The organism is uncultured Sphingomonas sp., from assembly GCF_964237155.1.
In the GTDB taxonomy this organism is placed as follows: domain Bacteria; phylum Pseudomonadota; class Alphaproteobacteria; order Sphingomonadales; family Sphingomonadaceae; genus Sphingomonas.
Genome location: NZ_CAXSHH010000048.1, coordinates 1 through 18633 on the forward strand (window position 1 = coordinate 1; position 18633 = coordinate 18633).

Annotated in this window: 17 protein-coding genes, 1 tRNA gene and 3 pseudogenes; 17 read left to right on the top strand and 4 right to left on the bottom strand. The window is 62.8% G+C overall.

Translation table 11 applies throughout. The features are described from left to right. The first annotated feature begins 554 nt into the window (after positions 1-554). The 9 genes from ACFE71_RS10825 to ACFE71_RS10865 all read left to right on the top strand — a co-directional run bounded on the left by ACFE71_RS10825 (position 555) and on the right by ACFE71_RS10865 (position 9679). A complete protein-coding gene (locus tag ACFE71_RS10825) occupies positions 555-803 on the top strand; it encodes a type II toxin-antitoxin system VapB family antitoxin (protein WP_375428804.1) in 249 nt (82 codons plus the stop codon). Beyond that, on the top strand, positions 800-1066 hold the full coding sequence (locus ACFE71_RS10830; RefSeq protein WP_375428805.1) for a hypothetical protein: 267 nt from the start codon (positions 800-802) through the stop codon (positions 1064-1066). Before ACFE71_RS10825 ends, ACFE71_RS10830 begins: the two co-directional genes overlap by 4 nt. A 5-nt stretch (positions 1067-1071) precedes the next feature. Further along, entirely contained in the window at positions 1072-1443 is a 372-nt protein-coding gene (locus ACFE71_RS10835; RefSeq protein ID WP_375428806.1) for a DUF5818 domain-containing protein, read from the top strand. Further along, entirely contained in the window at positions 1431-1607 is a 177-nt protein-coding gene (locus ACFE71_RS10840) for a hypothetical protein (protein ID WP_375428807.1), read from the top strand. The genes ACFE71_RS10835 and ACFE71_RS10840 overlap by 13 nt, the downstream gene beginning before the upstream one ends. 25 nt (positions 1608-1632) lie before the next feature. Beyond that, positions 1633-1854 carry an ATP-binding protein gene (locus tag ACFE71_RS10845; RefSeq protein ID WP_375428808.1) on the top strand — a complete coding sequence of 74 codons (222 nt, stop codon included), beginning with the start codon at positions 1633-1635 and terminating at the stop codon, positions 1852-1854. Positions 1855-2191: 337 nt separating this feature from the next. Beyond that, entirely contained in the window at positions 2192-4006 is a 1815-nt protein-coding gene (locus ACFE71_RS10850; RefSeq protein ID WP_375428809.1) for an Eco57I restriction-modification methylase domain-containing protein, read from the top strand. Next, on the top strand, positions 3967-5121 hold the full coding sequence (locus tag ACFE71_RS10855; protein ID WP_375428820.1) for a TaqI-like C-terminal specificity domain-containing protein: 1155 nt from the start codon (positions 3967-3969) through the stop codon (positions 5119-5121). The genes ACFE71_RS10850 and ACFE71_RS10855 overlap by 40 nt, the downstream gene beginning before the upstream one ends. A 287-nt stretch (positions 5122-5408) precedes the next feature. Then, positions 5409-7814, top strand: a complete 2406-nt coding sequence (locus ACFE71_RS10860) for an ATP-dependent endonuclease (RefSeq protein WP_375428810.1) — start codon at positions 5409-5411, stop codon at positions 7812-7814. Beyond that, entirely contained in the window at positions 7811-9679 is a 1869-nt protein-coding gene (locus tag ACFE71_RS10865; RefSeq protein ID WP_375428811.1) for a UvrD-helicase domain-containing protein, read from the top strand. The genes ACFE71_RS10860 and ACFE71_RS10865 overlap by 4 nt, the downstream gene beginning before the upstream one ends. A gap of 172 nt (positions 9680-9851) precedes the next feature. On the opposite strand, the gene ACFE71_RS10870 is transcribed toward ACFE71_RS10865, so the two are convergent. Both ACFE71_RS10870 and ACFE71_RS10875 read right to left on the bottom strand, forming a co-directional pair. Further along, a complete protein-coding gene (locus ACFE71_RS10870) occupies positions 9852-10238 on the bottom strand; it encodes a PIN domain-containing protein (protein WP_375428812.1) in 387 nt (128 codons plus the stop codon). Then, positions 10231-10491, bottom strand: coding sequence for an AbrB/MazE/SpoVT family DNA-binding domain-containing protein (locus ACFE71_RS10875; RefSeq protein ID WP_375428813.1), 261 nt, complete (start codon positions 10489-10491; stop codon positions 10231-10233). Before ACFE71_RS10875 ends, ACFE71_RS10870 begins: the two co-directional genes overlap by 8 nt. 223 nt (positions 10492-10714) lie before the next feature. On the opposite strand from ACFE71_RS10875, the gene ACFE71_RS10880 reads away from it, so the two are divergent. From ACFE71_RS10880 to ACFE71_RS10900, 5 genes and pseudogenes are all read left to right on the top strand, one after another. Continuing rightward, the gene (locus ACFE71_RS10880) at positions 10715-11320 is read left to right on the top strand and encodes a recombinase family protein (protein WP_375428814.1); all 606 of its coding nucleotides are present in this window, start codon (positions 10715-10717) and stop codon (positions 11318-11320) included. Between the two features lie 84 nt (positions 11321-11404). Next, positions 11405-12058, top strand: coding sequence for a recombinase family protein (locus ACFE71_RS10885; RefSeq protein ID WP_375428815.1), 654 nt, complete (start codon positions 11405-11407; stop codon positions 12056-12058). Between the two features lie 198 nt (positions 12059-12256). Then, the gene (locus ACFE71_RS10890; protein WP_375428816.1) at positions 12257-12895 is read left to right on the top strand and encodes a type II CAAX prenyl endopeptidase Rce1 family protein; all 639 of its coding nucleotides are present in this window, start codon (positions 12257-12259) and stop codon (positions 12893-12895) included. A gap of 279 nt (positions 12896-13174) precedes the next feature. Beyond that, a complete protein-coding gene (locus tag ACFE71_RS10895) occupies positions 13175-14689 on the top strand; it encodes an acetyl-CoA hydrolase/transferase family protein (RefSeq protein WP_375428817.1) in 1515 nt (504 codons plus the stop codon). 206 nt (positions 14690-14895) lie between these two features. After that, positions 14896-15294, top strand: a pseudogene (locus tag ACFE71_RS10900) (alcohol dehydrogenase catalytic domain-containing protein); the annotation flags it as partial. Positions 15295-15519: 225 nt separating this feature from the next. Here the strand turns inward: ACFE71_RS10900 and ACFE71_RS10905 are convergent. After that, a pseudogene (locus tag ACFE71_RS10905) lies at positions 15520-15912 on the bottom strand (hypothetical protein); the annotation flags it as partial. 48 nt (positions 15913-15960) lie between these two features. On the opposite strand from ACFE71_RS10905, the pseudogene ACFE71_RS10910 reads away from it, so the two are divergent. From ACFE71_RS10910 to ACFE71_RS10920, 3 genes and pseudogenes are all read left to right on the top strand, one after another. Next, positions 15961-16629: pseudogene (locus ACFE71_RS10910) on the top strand (ATP-binding protein); the annotation flags it as partial. Between the two features lie 110 nt (positions 16630-16739). Then, positions 16740-17507, top strand: coding sequence for a hypothetical protein (locus ACFE71_RS10915; protein WP_375428818.1), 768 nt, complete (start codon positions 16740-16742; stop codon positions 17505-17507). 358 nt (positions 17508-17865) lie between these two features. Further along, a tRNA-Leu gene (locus ACFE71_RS10920) sits at positions 17866-17950 on the top strand. 222 nt (positions 17951-18172) lie between these two features. Here the strand turns inward: ACFE71_RS10920 and ACFE71_RS10925 are convergent. Further along, positions 18173-18517, bottom strand: coding sequence for a winged helix-turn-helix transcriptional regulator (locus ACFE71_RS10925; protein WP_375428819.1), 345 nt, complete (start codon positions 18515-18517; stop codon positions 18173-18175). Positions 18518-18633 lie beyond the last annotated feature (116 nt).

The following is an 18633-nucleotide window of genomic DNA, read 5'->3' on the forward strand; positions in this document are numbered from 1 at the left end:
GAGGGGGGCCCTGTTCGACGCCGATCGGGGGTCCCTTTTGCACGCCGGTTGACACACTTTCCGGCGGATTGGAAGGCCGCCGCGGTGGATCGTCGCACAAGCTGGATGCATCCATGTCAGACGGCGTGCATGCACCGAGCGGGATCATCGATCCCGCTCGGTGCGCCTGAGTTGTCTCTCCGCCTCGATGGACCGCCGGCCAGGCTTCACGGCCCTGATCAGCGCTAGCGTCTCTGCGTCCAAGTCTTCCGTCCGTCCGGCGATCCGCCAGTGAGGGCCGGTTGCGCGACGGGAGTCCACGGGCTCGGTAATTGCTGAGGTGCTCGTCGTCGTTTCGGCGATTGGCTTGTAACGCTCGGCCATCTCAGCTCCCTCCCGACTCGTGCTTTCATTCCGCAAACCCTGTTGAGGCGAGTGTCGCCCGCGCAGGCCCGCGAGGTGATGCTACAACACCCAGGGTCCTCCGTCGCCTCCCGTCGCTACTGGTCGGTTTTGCCGATCAGGTGCATACGCGTACGGTTGCCCTCCAGCCGGAGTTCGCAAAGGAACACCGCGTGGTCAGCGACGTCGGGTCTTCGGAAGCGACGATGCTCATCGGGCAAATCGTCGTCCTGACTGGGCGGACCGAAGCTGAGGTCATCATTGGCGCGTTGCGTCGGGAGTTGGCATTCGCACGGGCGGCAAGGAGGCGGCCTACCGCCGAGCAGATCCTAGACGATGCGAAGCGAGTCAGGCGGCATCTGAAGCTGCCCCTCATCAATTACGGCGAGCTGCTCTACGACGAGCACGGATTGCCGAGGTGAACGACACCGGCCGCAGGCGCGAACCTCGCATCGCTCATCTGAAGCCGGATAGGGTGGAGGTCGCTCGACGTATCGCGGCCCGCGATAATGTGAGCCGCTTAGTGGACGCGCTCGAGGCCGAAGGCATCATCGTGACGGAGGAGATCGCCTACGCGGCCTGGAGACGGCATTCGGATTGGCACGAAGCGGGATGGCTGGTGCTCTACCCGGAGGATGAAGACCTCCGGCTCGCGCTTCTGCCGCACCTCGACGTGGAGGACTGAGCGATATGCCGCGCGGTACCCGTCACGAGCTGACCGGCCTACTCTTTCGGGATGGACCGACGCTGATCCTGCGCGTCGACGGCGGAGGTGAGTGGCGCCTGGACGCGCCGACCCACGCTTGGCGACTGGTCGGCAGACGCGTGAGCGTAACCGGCGTGCGCGACGACTTCGACCTGCTAGGCGTGCAGCGCCTGAAGATCTGCAAAGGCGAAAGTGGTCCGCGCGGAGGCGCGATCCCTGCCGCCAGGGACCTTCATCCGTCTTGCCCTAAGCCGTTGCATCTCAGCGTTGTTCCCGTATCGTTCGAAGCGGTGAAGGGGCAGGGATCAATGACGCGAGTGCGTGCGAAAGACGGGGCGTGGACATGCCGCGCCTGATCCACACGGCCGATTGGCAACTGGGCAAGCCGTTCGGCCGCTTGCCCCAGGAGGTCAGGACGGCACTGCACGAGGCACTCTTCGACGCGATCGACAGGATCGGCGCGCTCGCTCGCGAACGCGATGCGGCGCATGTAGTGGTCGCCGGCGACGTATTGCGGTGATCTCAGCCGCGGTACTCAGGAGCAGTTGGCCGTACTCACCCGATTGGCGTTCGCAGACATGCTGCTCGACAAGGGTGAGCCCGTCTCGCTGATCCTGGACGATCCGCTCGTTTATTCCGACGACGGTCGGCTAGAGAACATGACGGACATCCTGACGAACGCGGCGGAGCGGATGCAGGTAATCCTGCTCACCTGCCGCGAGCGGGCGTTTCGCCATGTTGGGGGCAGCCGTATATTGCTGGCCTAGGTCAGCCTGACCCGTGGCTCAATTTGGTGGAGAGCGGCCCGCCGTTATATGGCGCTTAGATTGCCTAAGCGGCCCTTCGTTCATCCATCGCTGCCGACATCCACGCGCCTCAATCCCAGTCATTCTGCTTGGCCAAGCGCGATCCGGAAACCTGCCATTCGTTCATCCTGCTCAAAGTAGGGGGCGAGCGGGTCGACCGGTCCTTGGGCGACCACAGGCGCCCGCGTGGTGGGATCGGATCGGCTGCCCGCGGCATCTTTCGGCGGTAATGGTGAGCGGGTTGCTCCCCTTTCCGGCGGAGCCTAAGGTCGTCTCAGGTTTAACGGGACTGAAAATCGTGAGCGAAGTTGAGAGTCTGCTCGCGGAATTGATCGGACGTTTCCGTGACAATATCTCGAGCTACAAAAAGCCCGGATACAACGAGACGCAAACCAGGCGAGAGTTTATTGACCCGCTGTTTGAGCTGCTCGGGTGGGACGTTGGGAACGCGGGAGGTTTCGCTGAGGCGTACAAGCATGTGGTGCACGAGGACCGCCTTAAGGTGGGCAAGAGTTCCAAGGCGCCCGACTACTCCTTCCGCATCGGTGGCACTCGCAAGTTCTTTCTCGAAGCAAAGAAGCCGTCCGTAGATGTGACGAAGGACCCCGATGCAGCGCTGCAGCTCCGTCGCTATGCTTGGAGCGCCAAACTTCCGCTTTCCATTCTCACGAACTTTGAGCATTTGGCGGTATACGACTGTAGGGTTAAACCGGTGACCGGCGATAAAGCCAGCGTCGCTCGGATCCTCTGCATCCCTTATACCGAACTGCAGGAGCGCTGGGGTGAACTCTCCTCGATCTTTTCTTTGGAAGCCATCCACAAGGGCGCCTTTGATCGCTTCGCTTCCGACGAGAGGGTCAGAAAGGGTGTTGCAACTGTCGACGATGACTTCCTTGACCAAATAGAGGGCTGGCGGGACCGGCTCGCCCGGGCCTTCCGGCGCCGGAATGGTGGGCTGGATACCTATGATCTGAGTGACGCCGTCCAAAAGACGATTGATCGTATCGTGTTCCTGCGTATCGCCGAAGATCGCGGCATCGAACCGTACGGGCGGTTAAAGCACGCAGCCTCAGGCAAGGGCGTCTATGCCAATCTGGCCAAGCTCTTCATCCAGGCCGACAAACGCTACAACTCGGGTCTCTTCCACTTTAATGTCAAGGACGGGGTTGCAGACACACTCGACACGACCACCCTGTCGCTCGCGCTGGATGACGCGCCGTTGCGCGAAATAGTCGAAAGCCTCTACCCTCCTCAGAGCCCATACGAGTTTTCGGTCATCCCCGCCGACATTCTCGGTCAGGTTTACGAAAGGTTCCTTGGCAAGACGATCAAGGTCGCCGGCCGTTCACTCGAAATCGACGACAAGCCCGATGTCAAGAAGGCCGGTGGCGTTTACTACACGCCCTCGTTTGTAGTGCGTCACATAGTGCGAGCGGTGCTGGAGCCGCTGCTCCACGGGAAAATGCCGGCTGACGTATCCGGCGAGAAGGCGGGCACTTCCCCCATCCGGATCGTGGATCCGGCCTGTGGTTCGGGCTCGTTCCTTATCGAGGTCTATCAGGCGTTGCTCGACTGGCATCTACTCAAGTACGTTGAGGCTGGGCCGGACAAGGCGGCGCGCGGCGCGCGCCCGCGTATCTTCCGCGCGGCGTCTGGCGATTGGCGTCTTACCATCGCGGAGCGCAAGAGGATCCTCACCACACATGTCTACGGCGTCGATGTCGATCCCCAGGCCGTGGAGGTCACGAAACTCTCGTTGCTGCTGAAGGTGCTGGAGGGCGAGTCGAGCGATCACGTCGCGGCACAGATCAACTTCTTAGAGAACGAGCGGGTCCTGCCTGATCTGGGCTCAACGGTTAAGTGTGGCAACAGCCTCATAGCCCCCGACTTCTACGGTCTTTTCGACCCGAGTACTCTGACGCAGGAGCAACTCCACAAGATCAACGTCTTCTCATGGCAGAAGGCTTACCCCTCCGTCTTCCAGACCGGCGGCTTTGACGCGATCGTCGGAAACCCACCCTACGGAGCCACTCTCCTTCCCGAGGAGAAGCGATATCTTGAGAGCCACTTTCGCTGGCAAAGCTACCAGCTCGACACCTATCTGATCTTTTAGAGCAGTCTCTCGACAGCCTTCTCAGGAAGGGAGGCTACTTGGGCATGATTATTCCGAATCCTTGGTTGACCAATCTGCGCCAGGACAAAACTCGTCAAAAGGTGTTTGAGACAGGCAAGGTTCACGAGATAGTCCATTTCACCTTCCCGGTGTTTCGCCGGGCCAAGGCTACCGTCGACACGGAGATAGTGATTCTGGAGCGTGCAAGCGGCAGGCGGCACAAGCCGCTCGCGTTCGTTATCGATGAGATAGCTCCCGACGAGCGTATCGATCTAACGCGTGCGACTCGCATCGTTCACGAGCAGGACTCCTGGCTTGGGAGCGCAGCGCTACCCATTAACATATTCCTTGATGAAAGCGGGCGAGCCCTCGCCGCCAAGATGCGGTCGGCCGGCAAAGACCTGAGCATGTTGTTTCGCACGAGCGTCGGAATGAAACCATATCAGACGGGAAAGGGTCGGCCCAAGCAGTCGGCGAAGATAGTCAAAGACAGGGTATTCGATGCTTCCGCTAGGATCACTCCGGAATACAGGCGTTATCTCCGTGGCGGTGACATCAGGCGTTACGTCGTGAATCCCCTAGAGAAGCGATACATCAGATATGGGGAGTGGCTTGCTGAGCCCCGACTGTCGGCGGGATTTGATGCTCCCGCGAAGATTTTAATGCGACAGACAGGTGACAGTTTAGTTGCCGCGATTGATGATCGGCAGTTCCTGTGTATGAACAACATGCACGTCCTGGTTCCTCGTGACCCGACGACAAGCTTGGACGCGGTGGCGGCAATCCTCAATTCCCGTACGATGAACTGGTATTATCAGACCCTCAATCCCGAGGCCGGCGAGGCTCTGGCGGAGGTCAAGAAGGCGAACGTTGACCGACTACCGTTGCCGGAGGTTTCTCCGGGGCAAGCAGAACGCCTTTCTGCACTTGCCAAACGGATGTCGGCGAACCTTTCCGGGCTGACCGCGGCGACCGCCAGCAAGCGGAGCATGTTTACGACGATGATCGGGAGCGATGCCGAGGCTATCGATACAGTGGTGGGCGACTTATTTGGATTGAACGACGCCGAGCGCCAAAGGATTGCCGATGAACAGTCAGCCCATAATCCGTTTTGAACTGTCGATGCTTCTCGAGCTCTGGGTGGGGCAGCGCGGCACCGCCGGAAGACCGAACGTCCGTTCTTGTTATAAGTCGCCGACAACCGCCGATCAGGAACTGGCTCGGTAAGAGACCTCGCAAAACTCGCAAAAGTAGACCGTAAATCCGGACGTTCTACTGACTCAACGAAGGCAGCCGGTGGCTGTGCTGTACGCTCGTTTGTTTTGCAAATTCGGATTAGTAGCTATGTCTTGATCGTCGCCGCGCATGAGCGCTTGGCTGCGATCTGCACGGGGGAGGCGAAATGCATCTGAAGAAGCTGGCTGTCCGGAATTTCCGCCGACTGAGCAATGTCGTGATCGACCTTGCGTCCGATATTTCGATCTTCGTCGGCGCGAACAACAGCGGCAAGACTTCTGTCGGTCATGCACTTCAGCTGTTCACCGGCCGAGGCAAGTTCAGCGTCCATGACTTCAGCGTCGACCAATGGCCGCAGATTGTGGCGTTTGGCGAGGGCGAGATAGGCGCCACCCTTCCGTCCATTGAGATCGACATCTGGTTGGAGATCGGCGCCGACGACATCCACCGCATCGTCGATTTGCTGCCAAGCCTTGCCTGGGAAGGCGCGCTGGTCGGGATGCGCGTTGTCTTCGCACCGGTCGATTCTGACGCGACACGCGTCCGCTACGCCGAAGCACGGCAGCGCGCGCTCGATGCCATGGCACCGCCGGAAGGCGAGCCGCTTGCATTCGATCCTTCGCCGCGCAACCTGCAGGAGTATCTGCGCGACAAGCTCAACGACGAATATGCGCTCAGTCACTTTGTGCTCGATCCGAGGCGGTTCGATGCCGCCATGGTCGCCGAGGAGGGCTATCAGCCCAAACAGCTGACCGGGCGCGACCGGACCGGTGCCAAGATTCTCGAAGGTCTGCTGCGCATAGACTTCCTCCATGCCCAGCGGCATTTGTCCGACTTGCCGGGCAGCGCACGCGCCGAAAATCTGTCACGGGTGCTCAGCCGCTTCTATGATCGCAACCTCGAGCAACGCGGCGAGGATCTTGCTGCGCTTCGCGCACTGGCCGAGTCCGAAGTGCTGCTCAACGAGCATCTCGAACGCGTCTTCGCGCCAACGCTGCTCAGCCTCGCCCAGCTTGGCTATCCCGGCCTCGCCAATCCGCGGCTGATGATCCGCTCCGCGCTCGACCCAGAATCGATCATGAGCAGCCGCGACGGCGCGCGCGTCCATTATGCGCTCGGCCCCGACGATGGAGCGGCCGAACCGCCGACGCTGCCCGATAACTACAACGGGCTTGGGTTCAAGAATCTGATCTTTATGGTCGTCGAGCTGCTCGACATCCACGCGCAGTGGCTGGGCATCGAGGACAACCGCCCGCCGGTACATCTCATCTTCATCGAGGAGCCCGAAGCGCATCTCCATGCCCAGCTTCAGCAGGCATTTATCCGCAAGGTCATGGATATCCTCAAGCTCGGCGAGGAGGACCAAGTCCACTACACTAGCCAGGTGGTCGTCACGACCCACTCCACCCACATCCTCTACGAACGCGGATTCCGGCCCATCCGCTATTTCCGGCGCAGCCGATCCGAGGCCGTATCGACGTCCAATGTGCTCAACCTGTCGAACTTTTATGACCACACCGATCCGAACATTCGGACGTTTCTCGAACGCTATCTCCGGCTGACCCATTGCGACCTGTTCTTCGCCGACGCGACGGTGCTGGTGGAAGGCAATGTCGAGCGGCTGCTGTTGCCGCAGATGATCGCGAATGCCGCGCCGCGGCTGCAATCGACCTATCTGACCGTGCTCGAGATCGGCGGTGCCTTTGGCTATCGCTTCAAAGCGCTGATCGAGTTTCTGGGGCTGACGGCGCTAGTCATCACCGATCTCGACAGCGTCTTTCCCGCGCCATTGCCTGACCTTGGCCAGGAGGCCGACGCCAGTGAGGCCGGCGCAGCTGGCGGGAACGAGGCAATGGCGCCGCCCGCTCTGGATGAAGGCGATGTCCCGATCGAAGCCGGTGCCGAGGAACAGGCGGAAGAAGAAGACGAGGACGAGAACGAAGCCGAGCCGGCACCCGGTGCTGCCGGGAAACCCGGCAAAGTGTGCATCGCAGGGCATCCCGGCGCGACGACGTCCAACCAGACCCTGCTACAATGGTTGCCCCGGTGCGGCACCGTCGATGCGCTATGGGCCGCAACGGACGACGACTGCACCCAGCCTAGGGCCAATGACAATGAGGCGCTGGTGCGCGTCGCCTATCAGTGCCGCACCAATGTGACCTGGGGCGAGGAAACCTTGGCGCTCGCCGGGCGGACGCTCGAAGAAGCCTTTGCGCTCGAGAACCTCGTCTGGTGCCAGGACGTAGCACGCAAATCGTTGCAACTGCGAATTCCGAGGTCGGGCGACAAGGCTTTGACCGAAATGGTGCGGCGCATCCACCGACGGGTACAGGCCAAGAGCTTCAAGAAGACCGACTTCGCGCTCGCATTGCTCGCCGAGAATCCGATGCAGTGGACGGTCCCGGCCTACATCGCCAATGGTCTGCGCTGGCTTGAGAATGAGATTGCGCCGCTCCCCGCAGGCGATCCGGGTCACGGCGATGCCCGGAACGGAGAGGGCGGAGACGGAGACGAAGGTGGCGGCGGGGACGCGGGCACTGGCGATGCCGCCAACCCGGTAATCGCCGCATGACCAGCCGTATTGGCAGTCCTGACACGCCGGCCGACCTCGAGGTCCGCGACTGTCTGGGGGAAACGCGCTCGTTCGTCATGGTGGCGGGTGCCGGCTCGGGCAAGACGACGTCGCTGATTAAGGCGTTGGCGCACCTCGGCGAAACGCGCGGGCCAGTGCTGCGGCGCGCCGGGCAACAGATCGCCTGCATCACATTTACCGAAGTAGCGGTGGGCGAAATCTCGCACGATGTCGGCGTGTCCCCACTGTTCCATGTCTCGACGATCCACAGCTTCCTATGGTCGATCATCCGCCCGTTCCAGACCGACATTGCGGCGTGGGTCGTCGCGCGGATCGACGAAAAGATCGGCGAGCGGCAGGAGCGGCATGCACGGCCCGGCACGCGGGCCGCGACCAGGGTCCGCCTCGAGCAGGAGATTGCCGATCTAAAGGTCGAGCGCGAGGCGATCGGGCACGTCGAGAAATTCACCTATGAGACCGGCAGCCGCTATGCCGAAGGCATTCTCGGGCATGACGACATTTTGCGGCTGACGCCGGCCTGCGTCACCGCTCACCCGCTGCTGCGCCGGATCGTGGCCCGCCGCTTCCCCTACATCTTCGTCGACGAGAGCCAGGATACCCAGCCGGCGGTTATCGAGGCGCTGCGTCAGATCGCCGGTGAGGAGCCGCTGTGCGTCGGGTTCTTCGGCGATCCGATGCAGAAGATCTATGGTGCCGGGGCTGGGGCGATCGCGCTGAATGAAGGTTGGGCCGACATCACCAAGCCCGAGAATTTCCGCTGTCCAACCTCGGTGCTTAGCGTGATCAATGCGATCCGCGCCCCCGGCGATGGGCTGGCGCAAATACGGGGCCGAACCGTCGTCATCGACGATGTTGAACAACCGGTTGAGGGCACCGCCAACATTTTCATCCTGCCCGCTGATAACCAGCGCTCCGAGCGGCTCGCCGCGGTCCGCGCATGGCTTGCCGAACAAACGGACGATCAGGCCTGGCTGAGCGACTTGCGCGACGGTGATGTGCGCCTGCTCGTGCTGGTCCACCGCATGGCGGCGCGGCGGCTCGGATTTGCCAATCTCTACGCGGCCCTCAACGATGGCGCACCGCAGAGCATGAGCGATGGCATTGCCGATGGGACGGCTTGGCCGCTACGCCCCTTTACCCAGCATCTGCTGCCGATGATCATTGCCGCCCGGGATGCCGACCAGTTCACGATCATGTCGATCCTGCGCGCCGAGAGTCCGCGTCTTCAGGCCGATCGGCTGCGCGGCCAGCCGGTCGTGCCGGTGCTCGCTGCTCTCCAGCAGGCGGTCGATACCCTACGCAACTTGCTTGCCGACGGTTCGCAATCGACCATCCGGCAGGTTTTGCAGCATGCCCGCGATACCGAACTCATGAGCTTCGACGATCGCTTCGCCTCGTACTTCGTGGCCGAGCCAGCCGATGACGGGTCATCGGGCTATGCCAATGTCGCCGCGTTCCTCGCCTGCGACGTCGGCGAGCTTTGGGCGCATCGCCGCTACATGTTGGAGGAGTCGCCCTTCGCTACGCATCACGGCGTGAAGGGCGCGCAGTTCGAGCGAGTGCTAGTGGTGCTCGACGACGAGGAAGCCGCCTACAATCTCTATTCTTACGGCAAATATCTCGGGTTCACGCCGCTGTCCGATAATGACGACGCGCGGATCGCGGCGGGCGAAGAGTCGGTGCTCGATCGCACGCGACGACTATTCTACGTATGCTGTTCGCGCGCCGCGAAGGACCTTGCGGTCATCCTGTTCGTGCCCGACGTCGCGGCCGCGCGGGCAGCCGTGATTGCGGCGCAGCTGTTTCCCGAAGATGCTATTCGCGAGATGCACCAGCTGAACTGATGTTGTCAAACGATCGGCGCCGATTAAACTCGGGTCTTCCAACGTCCGCTTGCGGTTGTGTGCGTCCGAAATCTGCCAGTCCGCTAACGGCCCAACTCCAGCTGTCTAGCCGCACCTGAATCAACGACCGGCTTTGGGGAACGTCGAAGCTGCGGTCAATGGCCAATATGGGTCAGCTTACTTCAGCTGCCTCCGCCCCACTGCTCGTGCTCAAATCATGCCGGTCCGCGGTGAACGCGGTAGCTCCGAGCTTCATGGCCACTGCGGCCAAAGCCCACTGCTCGAGATCCGTTCCCTCCTCGCGAGCTCTTGAACAGAACGTGCCGGCATCGACCGCCTGTTCAAACCCGAATGGAAGCACCGTAAGGTGGAGCTCGCGGAGCACGGCAGCGACCTCCTGCGGGTCCGCGCCGCGCCGCGTCAGCTCGGCCGCGACCAGCGCAACGCTGACGCTGCTGATCGACGCGTTGTCCAGCACCGCGGCGATCCGGTCAGCGCCCGGCTCATCGTCAAGCAGGCAAAGAACGGCCGAAGCGTCCAGGATGTGACGGTCAGCCATTGGCGATCTCCGCGGCAGCAAGGTCGCTGGTCTGGTCTGCAGCAGCACTCTGCTCCGCGCCTTCTCTCCTCCCGATCTGGCGCACCCTGTCCTGAAGGCGGCGCAGATCAGCTTTGCGCGAGCGGACCCGTAGCTCACCATCAACCAACTCAATCACAACAGTATCACCTGTGCCGATCTCTAGCTCGCGCCGGAACGAAGCTGGGATGATCAGCTTACCACCCTCAACGATTTTAACCGCTCTCGACTGCATGACCCGACGCTCATTCTGTCCCGAAATGTGTTTAGTACCCTAACGCCCTTCGGTCCACTTCTTCCCCGCGCTACCTACCTTATTTGTGCTGTGCCGCCTTAGGGTATGCCTAAACAGGACACCCACCCGGGACAGTCATTCGCGTCCTTTTAGGATTGCTTAACGAATTATCGGACGTTAGTAGCTGCTGCTCTAGAGCCATACGGGACAGATAGGAACGAGAGTGGCCCTATATGGCTATGCGCGGGTGTCGACGACCGATCAGGACCTCACGATCCAGCAGGAGGCACTACGCGCGGCCGGCTGCCAGGTGATCCGGTCGGAGAAGAAGACCGGCACCAAGCGGGAAGGGCGAAGCGAGCTCGATCTGCTGCTCGAGTTCCTGCGTGATGGCGACACGCTGGTGGTGACCCGGATCGACCGGCTCGCGCGCTCGATGAAGGACCTGCAGGATATCGTCCATGATCTGAAGGGCAGGGGCGTTTCGCTGAAAGCGACGGAGCAGCCGATCGACACGGGCACCGCCGCGGGCAAGGCGTTCCTCGACATGCTGGGCGTGTTCGCCGAGTTTGAGACCAACTTACGCCGCGAGCGACAGATGGAGGGCATCGCGGCGGCCAAAGCCAAGGGTGTCTACAAGGGCCGGCCAGCGACGATCGACCCGGCCGAGGTCAGGCGTCTGTATCAGGAAGAGAGGCTCGGTCCTGCTGCCATCGCGCGGCGCCTCGGCGTGGCGAGGTCGTCCATCTATCGCATCGTGCCGGAGCTCAGCCGCACGGCCGACGTTGCCGGTGTGGACGAGCCAAATAGCATCGGCATCGTTAGCTAGGCTACTTGAACTCGCTCATGCGTGTTCTTGGCTACGTCGGTCCTGCTCAGCCAAAGAGGGTGTACCCGAAAGAGCCGGTGAGCGATGAGCAACAGCTACCAAGAGCGCGAGGTCAGGGGTGCGCGGGTGTATCTTCGCGTCAGCACAGACGAGCAGGATCTCGCGCGCCAAGAGACGATCGTCGCCAGCGCGCGTGCAGCGGGCTACTACGTCGCCGCGGTCTACCGCGAGAAGGCGTCGGGTGCGCGCGCCGACCGGCCCGAGCTACTACGCATGGTCGACGACTTGCAGCCAGGCGAGGTGGTGGTGGCGGAGAAGATTGACCGGATCAGCCGTCTCCCACTAGCCGAAGCCGAGCGCTTGGTCGCGGCAATCAGGGCCAAGGGCGCGCGTCTCGCAGTGCCGGGCATCATCGACCTGTCGGAACTGGTGGCGGGCAGCGCTGGCGTGGCCCGCATCGTGCTCGAGGCAGTGCAGGAGATGCTTTTGCGCGTGGCACTCCAGACCGCGCGCGACGATTACGACGACCGGCGCGAACGGCAGCGTCAGGGCATTGAGATCGCGAAGAGGGAAGGCCGGTACACCGGGCGCAAGGCGGACCAGGCGCAGCACCGCCGCATCGTCGCGCTGCGCGAAGCGGGGATGAGCATCGCGAAGACGGCCGAACTCGCATCCTGCAGCCCGGCTCAGGTCAAACGCGTCACGGCCCTGAACAAGGCGAAGCGGGCTGATGTCTGAGGCTGGTATGCCCCAAGGGCTTCTTGGAGGCGGGGGAGTGATCATCATGAAGCCCGACGGTGAACCGGCTCGATCTCCGCTCAGGTTCTTCATACTCGTCTTCGCCATCGCGGTGCCGCTTGGACTCGCGGGGCACTCCCTTGGCGTGGTGGGATCCGCCAGAATCCCGGCTGCGGATCTCGGCCTCGCTTTCGTCCGATGATGGCGGCTCTGATCCTCACGGCCGGCGAGGGTGGGCGGAGAGCGACGGGCACCTTCCTGAAACAGGCGTTCAACCTACGTCTGCTCGGCGATAAATCGTGGCTCTTCGTCACATTCGGGCTGGCCCCGCTCATCTATGTGCTGACCTGGGCCGTCGTTCAGCTCGCCGGTGGTGGGCATGTTCCCGACATCGATATCGCGACGACCCTGCTGCTGTTCGCGATGTTCCTCGCCCTAGCGGTCGGCGAGGAGGTCGGCTGGACCGGCTATGCGACCGAGCCTCTTCAATCACGGTGGGGAGCACTTGGGGCCGCTCTTATTCTGGCTGCGCCGTGGTGGCTGGCTCACCTGCCGTCGATGGCCGCGATCGGAGCGACCGTTACGGACATGGCGTGGTGGGCGTTGGGTGCAGTGGGGGTGCGCATCTTGATCTCATGGCTGTTCAACAAGACGCGAAAGAGCGTCCTGGCGGCCGTGATATTCCATGCGCTGCTCAATACCGGAAGGGCCGCCACTTTCCCGGCTGTGGGTTCATTTCATGCCTCGCGGTACCAAATAGCCAGCTACCTGATCATCGCCGTGATAGTGTTCATCGTCGTCATCTCTTCAGGAGCACGCGCCCTTCGCCGCCCATAGAACCGTGCCATTCCTGGTGCGCCTCTCCATCCCGTGGCTGACGAAGTACGTGTTTCCCGAGCCTGCGGCTGGCCAGTCGGCTGCCCTAAACCGTCGTAATGCAACGGTCGGGTATGGCGACCTCGTACTGCCTTGGGATAGTCTCCTAATCGGCCATCGAAGGCGCTGACGGGATCTTCCTGTTTGGCTGGTTGGCCGCTCTGTTCTCGGTCGTCGATCGGATGAAGCTTCTGGAGCTCGAACTAGAGGCGCCACTGCATCGAAAACAGGACCACTCGCATGAAAAGTGATCGCATCCATCATCCCGGGCTAGCTGCCAGGACCATGTCCGCTGACGACGCGGCCGCCCTGATCGACAACGGCATGACGGTCGGAATGAGCGGCTTCACCGGCTCGGGCTACCCCAAGGCGGTACCGCTGGCGCTAGCCGCCAGGATCGAGCGCGAACATGCGGCCGGGCGGCCGTTCAAGGCGAAGATCTGGACAGGCGCTTCGACCGGGCCCGAACTGGACGGTGCGCTGGCCAAAGCCGACGGAATCGAGTTCCGGCTGCCGTACAATTCCGACCCGATCGCGAGGGAGAAGATCAACCGCGGCGAGATGGAATATTTCGACATGCACCTGAGCCAGGTCGCGCCGATGGCGTGGCAGGGCTTTCTCGGGCCACTCGACATCGCGCTCATCGAGGTGGCCGGCATCCGGGCGGACGGATCGCTGATCCCGTCGTCGTCGGTCGGTAACAACAAGACCTGGCTCGACCGCGCGGACAAGATCATCCTCGAGGTCAACAGCTGGCAAAACCCCGCACTCGAAGGGATGCACGACATCTATTACGGGACGGCGCTGCCACCGCATCGCGTCCCCATTCCGCTCGTCCGCCCCGATGATCGGATCGGCGACGCATATTTCCGGTGCGATCCGGATAAGGTCATCGCCGTAGTCGAAACGGCTGCGCCTGATCGCAACCTGCCGTTCGCATCGCCCGACGCGGCCGCACGGGCCATTGCCGGGCATCTGGTCGAATTCCTGCGCCACGAGGTCCGTCTCGGCCGGCTCCCACCAGCCTTGCTTCCCCTCCAATCGGGGGTCGGCAACATCGCCAACGCCATGCTGGGCGCGCTCGTCGAAAGCGAGTTCGAGGACATGACGGCCTATACCGAGGTGATCCAGGACGGCATGCTCGACCTCCTGGCTTGCGGGAAGCTGCGGATGGCGTCGGCAACGGCCTTTTCGCTCAGTCCGGAAGCCGCGGCGGCGCTCAATGCCGATCTGTGCCGTTACCGCGACCGCCTCATCCTCCGCCCGCAGGAGATCAGCAACCACCCGGAACTGATCCGACGGCTGGGCTGCATTGCGATGAACGGGCTGATCGAGGCAGACATCTATGGGAACGTCAATTCGACCCACATCATGGGGTCGCGCATTCAGAACGGCATCGGTGGCTCAGGCGATTTCGCCCGCAACGCGTACGTTTCGATTTTCATGACGCCTTCGACGGCGCGCGAGGGCAACATCTCGGCGATCGTGCCGCAAGCCTCGCATGTCGACCACATCAATCAAGACGTTCAGATCATCGTCACCGAGCAGGGGCTCGCCGATCTGCGGGGCTTGTCGCCCAAGCAGCGCGCTGAGCTGATCATCGCCAAATGCGCGCACCCGACCTACCGGTCCGCACTTGAGGATTATTACCGTCGCGCGCGCCTATCATCCTATGGGCAACAGACACCGACGCTGCCGTCCGAAGCATTATCGTGGCATCAGCGCTTCATGGAAACCGGCACGATGCGGATGTGACGGCATCAAGCCGGCCATGGCGAGAACGTGCTGAACTGGCGCGATTTCGGAGGCGGCGCAACGCAGCCGTGCGCTACCAGGTGTCGGACCGCGACACTTGCGCAACTGTGTAATTTCCGAGGCTGAGCGCGCAACGACGGCAGGGGTAGACAGACGGACCGTATCCGCTTCGACGCTTTGCGGCTCCGTGCACCCAAGGAACTTCCATGCCTGATCTGATGCAAGCCGCCATTGTGGAGGCATTCGGCAAACCGCTCGTGCTGCGGGAGCTGAACGTGCCCACGCCAGGTCCCGGCCAGATCCTGGTCAAGACGGAGGCCTGCGGCGTCTGTCACACCGATCTCCACGCCGCGCGCGGCGATTGGGAGAAGGGCCAGGTCGAGCATCAGGTGCAGACGATCCGGGGCCGCTTCTTCCAGCCCCGGCTACGGTTCGCGAGCTTTGAGGAGCTGAACGGTTGGCTGGAGGCCGAGTGCCGGCGCTGGGCGGCGACGCATCCGCATCCCGAGCACAAGGACATGACCGTCGCTCAGGCGCTGGACGCTGAGCGGCCCGCGCTCCAGCCGATGCTGGCGCCGTTCGACGGCTTCCACGAAAGCCAGCACGCGGTCATGCGCGTCGACCGGAGACAGCAAGCATGCATAAGCGATGTCGCCAAGCTGCATTGGCGCGGTGAGAACCGGCTGACGGATAAGCCAAGGCGGGAGCGGGCAGCGCTTCGACGCGAGCACATCGACCGCGTTGGCGACCGAGACTGCGCGTATAAAGTCCTCGGTGATGATCCGAAACTGCTCGCCCTGCTGCAACGCCCAGGCCCGACCCGCCGAGTATCGCTCGAGGGCACCGCGATCGCCGATGCGCAGGCGTGATCTCGGCTTTACCTCTACAAGTTCGGCTTGCCCGAAACCGCCTTTTGGGAAGCCCCAAATCCACGGTTGTGTCAGGTCGCGCTCGATCCGATAGTCGGGCGTGTAATGCCTAAGCCTTGTTCGCCCCTGCGTCACGAAGTCGATCCGCAGCGGTTGATGTTCGATGAAGCGCACCTGCGGGTCGACCAGCATCATGCAGAGGAAGTCGCGCTCGAGGCTCGACTCGTAGCCGATCGGGCCGACATCGCTTTCGAGAAAGCCCCACGTGCTCTGTGTCCGTCTGAACTGCGGTGCACGCCGCGCAGATGGACGCGATCCCACAAGCCGCACTGTAACCGGCTCAAAACTAGTCATATTGCCACTCGGTGGTGGCAATTGTCAGAAAGTTTGGAAAACCACAGGGGCCTGCGCGTGAAGCCGGGCGAGGTCAGCCTGGCGCATCTGGGCGTGCTGTTCCTCGACGAGCTGCCCGAATTCGCGCGCGGCTCGCTCGACTCGCTGCGCCAGCCGCTCGAATCGGGAACGGTCAGCGTCGCCAGGGCGAACGCGCATGTGACGTTTCCGGCGCGCGTACAGCTGATCGCGGCGATGAATCCGTGCCGGTGCGGGCATCTGGGCGACGCCAGCCTAGCCTGCGCGCGCGCGCCGCGCTGCGCGGCGGATTATCAGGCCAAGGTGTCGGGGCCGCTGCTCGACCGCATCGACCTGCATGTGGAGGTGCGCGCGGTGTCCGCCGCCGATCTTGTGCTGCCGCCGCCAACCGAAGGGTCGGCGGAGGTCGCGAGGCGGGTGGCGGCCGCGCGGGCTATCCAGGGCGAACGGTTCAGGGATGAGGCGGCTCGCACGAACGCGGAGGCCGACGGGCCGGTGCTGGAGGCCGTGGCGACACCCGACGAGCCGGGCCGCCGCCTGCTCGCCCAAGCGGCTGAGGCGATGCGGTTGTCGGCGCGCGGCTATACGCGCGTGCTCCGCATCGCGCGGACGGTCGCCGATCTTGCGGGATCGGACGCGGTCGGGCGCATCCATATCGCCGAGGCGCTCAGTTACCGGCGGCAACCTCCGCGTAATTGACGGTATGCCCCGCCGGGTCGCAACCGCGTGGATCGCCCCGTCGCCTACCCTGTGTTACGGCCGCGGGCCTGGCCGCGCTCGACATGGCGGAGGCGGGAGAGGAACACCCGATGGCGGGCACTAGCCGCGCGCTCGAAGGCAAGGTGCCGGCCGTCACCCTCGGCTTCTGGATCATCAAGGTGCTGGCGACCACATTGGGCGAGACCGGCGGCGACACGCTGAGCATGACGGTGGGCCTTGGCTACCTTGCCGCGACCGGCGTCTTCATGCTGCTGCTGCTCGCCCTGGTCGCGGCGCAGGTGGCGGCGCGGCGGTTCCGCCCGCCGCTCTATTGGGCGACGATCATCGCCTCGACGACAGCCGGCACGACCTTGGCCGATTACGCGACCCGCTCGCTCGGCATCGGCTATACCGGCGGTTCGCTGCTGCTGCTCGGCCTGGTGATCGCCTCGCTCGCGACTTGGCGGGCGACGCTGGGCCGGATCGACGCCGATGACATCCGCGATCGACGGGCCGAGCTGTTCTATTGGTCGACCATCACCTTCTCGCAGACGCTGGGGACGGCGCTTGGCGACTGGCTCGCCGATACGGGCGGGCTCGGCTATCTGGGGGCGGCGGCCGTGTTCGCCGCCGGCCTGGCCGTTCTGGCGGTGCTGTATTTCCGGACGGCGGTCAGCCGGGTGCCGCTGTTGTGGGCGGCCTTCATCCTGACGCGGCCGCTCGGCGCGGCGGTCGGCGATTTCGTCGACAAGCCGGTGGACAAGGGAGGTCTCGATTTCAGTCGGCCTGTCGCGTCCGCGGTGCTGGGCGTCGTTATCGTGGCGCTCATCCTGGTGCTGCCCCAGCGCGCCGGCCGGCACGGCGACGCGGTCCGCTGAGGAAGGATGGGTCGAACGGCATGCGCGACCGACGAGTGGAGCGGGGCGATGCACGAACCGACCTTTGGTGGATCAAAAGTCTCTGGACGAGGCCGTCGAGCCATGGCATCGCCGCGCCAGGTGCCGCATGGGATCGGCGGAGAGTGACCGGGTCGCGCTTCGTTCGCATGCCGCTTCAAGCGGGCGTGGTGGAATTGGTAGACGCGCCGGACTCAAAAAGCGGTTTGTTTACCAAGCGAAAGATTGTCGCGGTAAGCTGAGAAGATGAGGTTTTACAACAGTTTAGCTGCTGCTTAGATCATGGCTTCAAACAGGCTGAAATTGTGCTAGGAGCCACATAGGAGCCAAGAGGCTCAATGCGGGTGTGGTGGAATTGGTAGACGCGCTGGATTCAAAATCCAGTTCCGAGAGGAGTGCCGGTTCGACCCCGGCCACCCGCACCATCAAGGTTGCCAAGGTTCAGGTCGAGGGTTTGAACCCCCTGGACCGCGCGGGCAGCATGCAGCCTTCCTCGCGAACTAAGGCGTGGAGTCGAGCCGGGCGGCGGTCGCCCGGCCAATACTCCATGCTAGCGTATTTTGACGACCGCGAATCTCGGAATCCGCATCGAACTCCGCCTCATCATCGCTCGCACTGGCTTCCCATGCGGCTTCTCAGGGCCTGGTCTACCCCACGGTGGACTTCCTTGTCATGCGGCCCTTGCCCCAGGCCTCAGCAAGGTTGATCAGAGGTCGCAGGCTCTCTCCTTCCTCGGTCAGTCGATATTCAACCCGAGGCGGGACCTCGGCATAGATTTTTCGATCCACCAGACCCGCTCCTTCAAGCTCTCGAAGCTGCTTGGTCAGAAGGCGCTGGGTAATGCCCGGCAGGCGACGGTGCAGTTCGTTGAACCGCAAGCATCCGGATTCCAAGAGATGATGCAGGACAACGCCCTTCCAGCGACCGTCTATTAGGTCAAGCGTCACCTCGACCGGGCATCCTGGAACGTCGCGATAATGTCGATCAGTCATCATAGTTCCCTTTCGGGAACTAGATACGCAAAACTGCCGTACTTGCAAAGCTGAACGGTGAGTGTCAACCGGCGTGCAAAAGGGACCCCCGATCGGCGTCGAACAGGGCCCCCCTC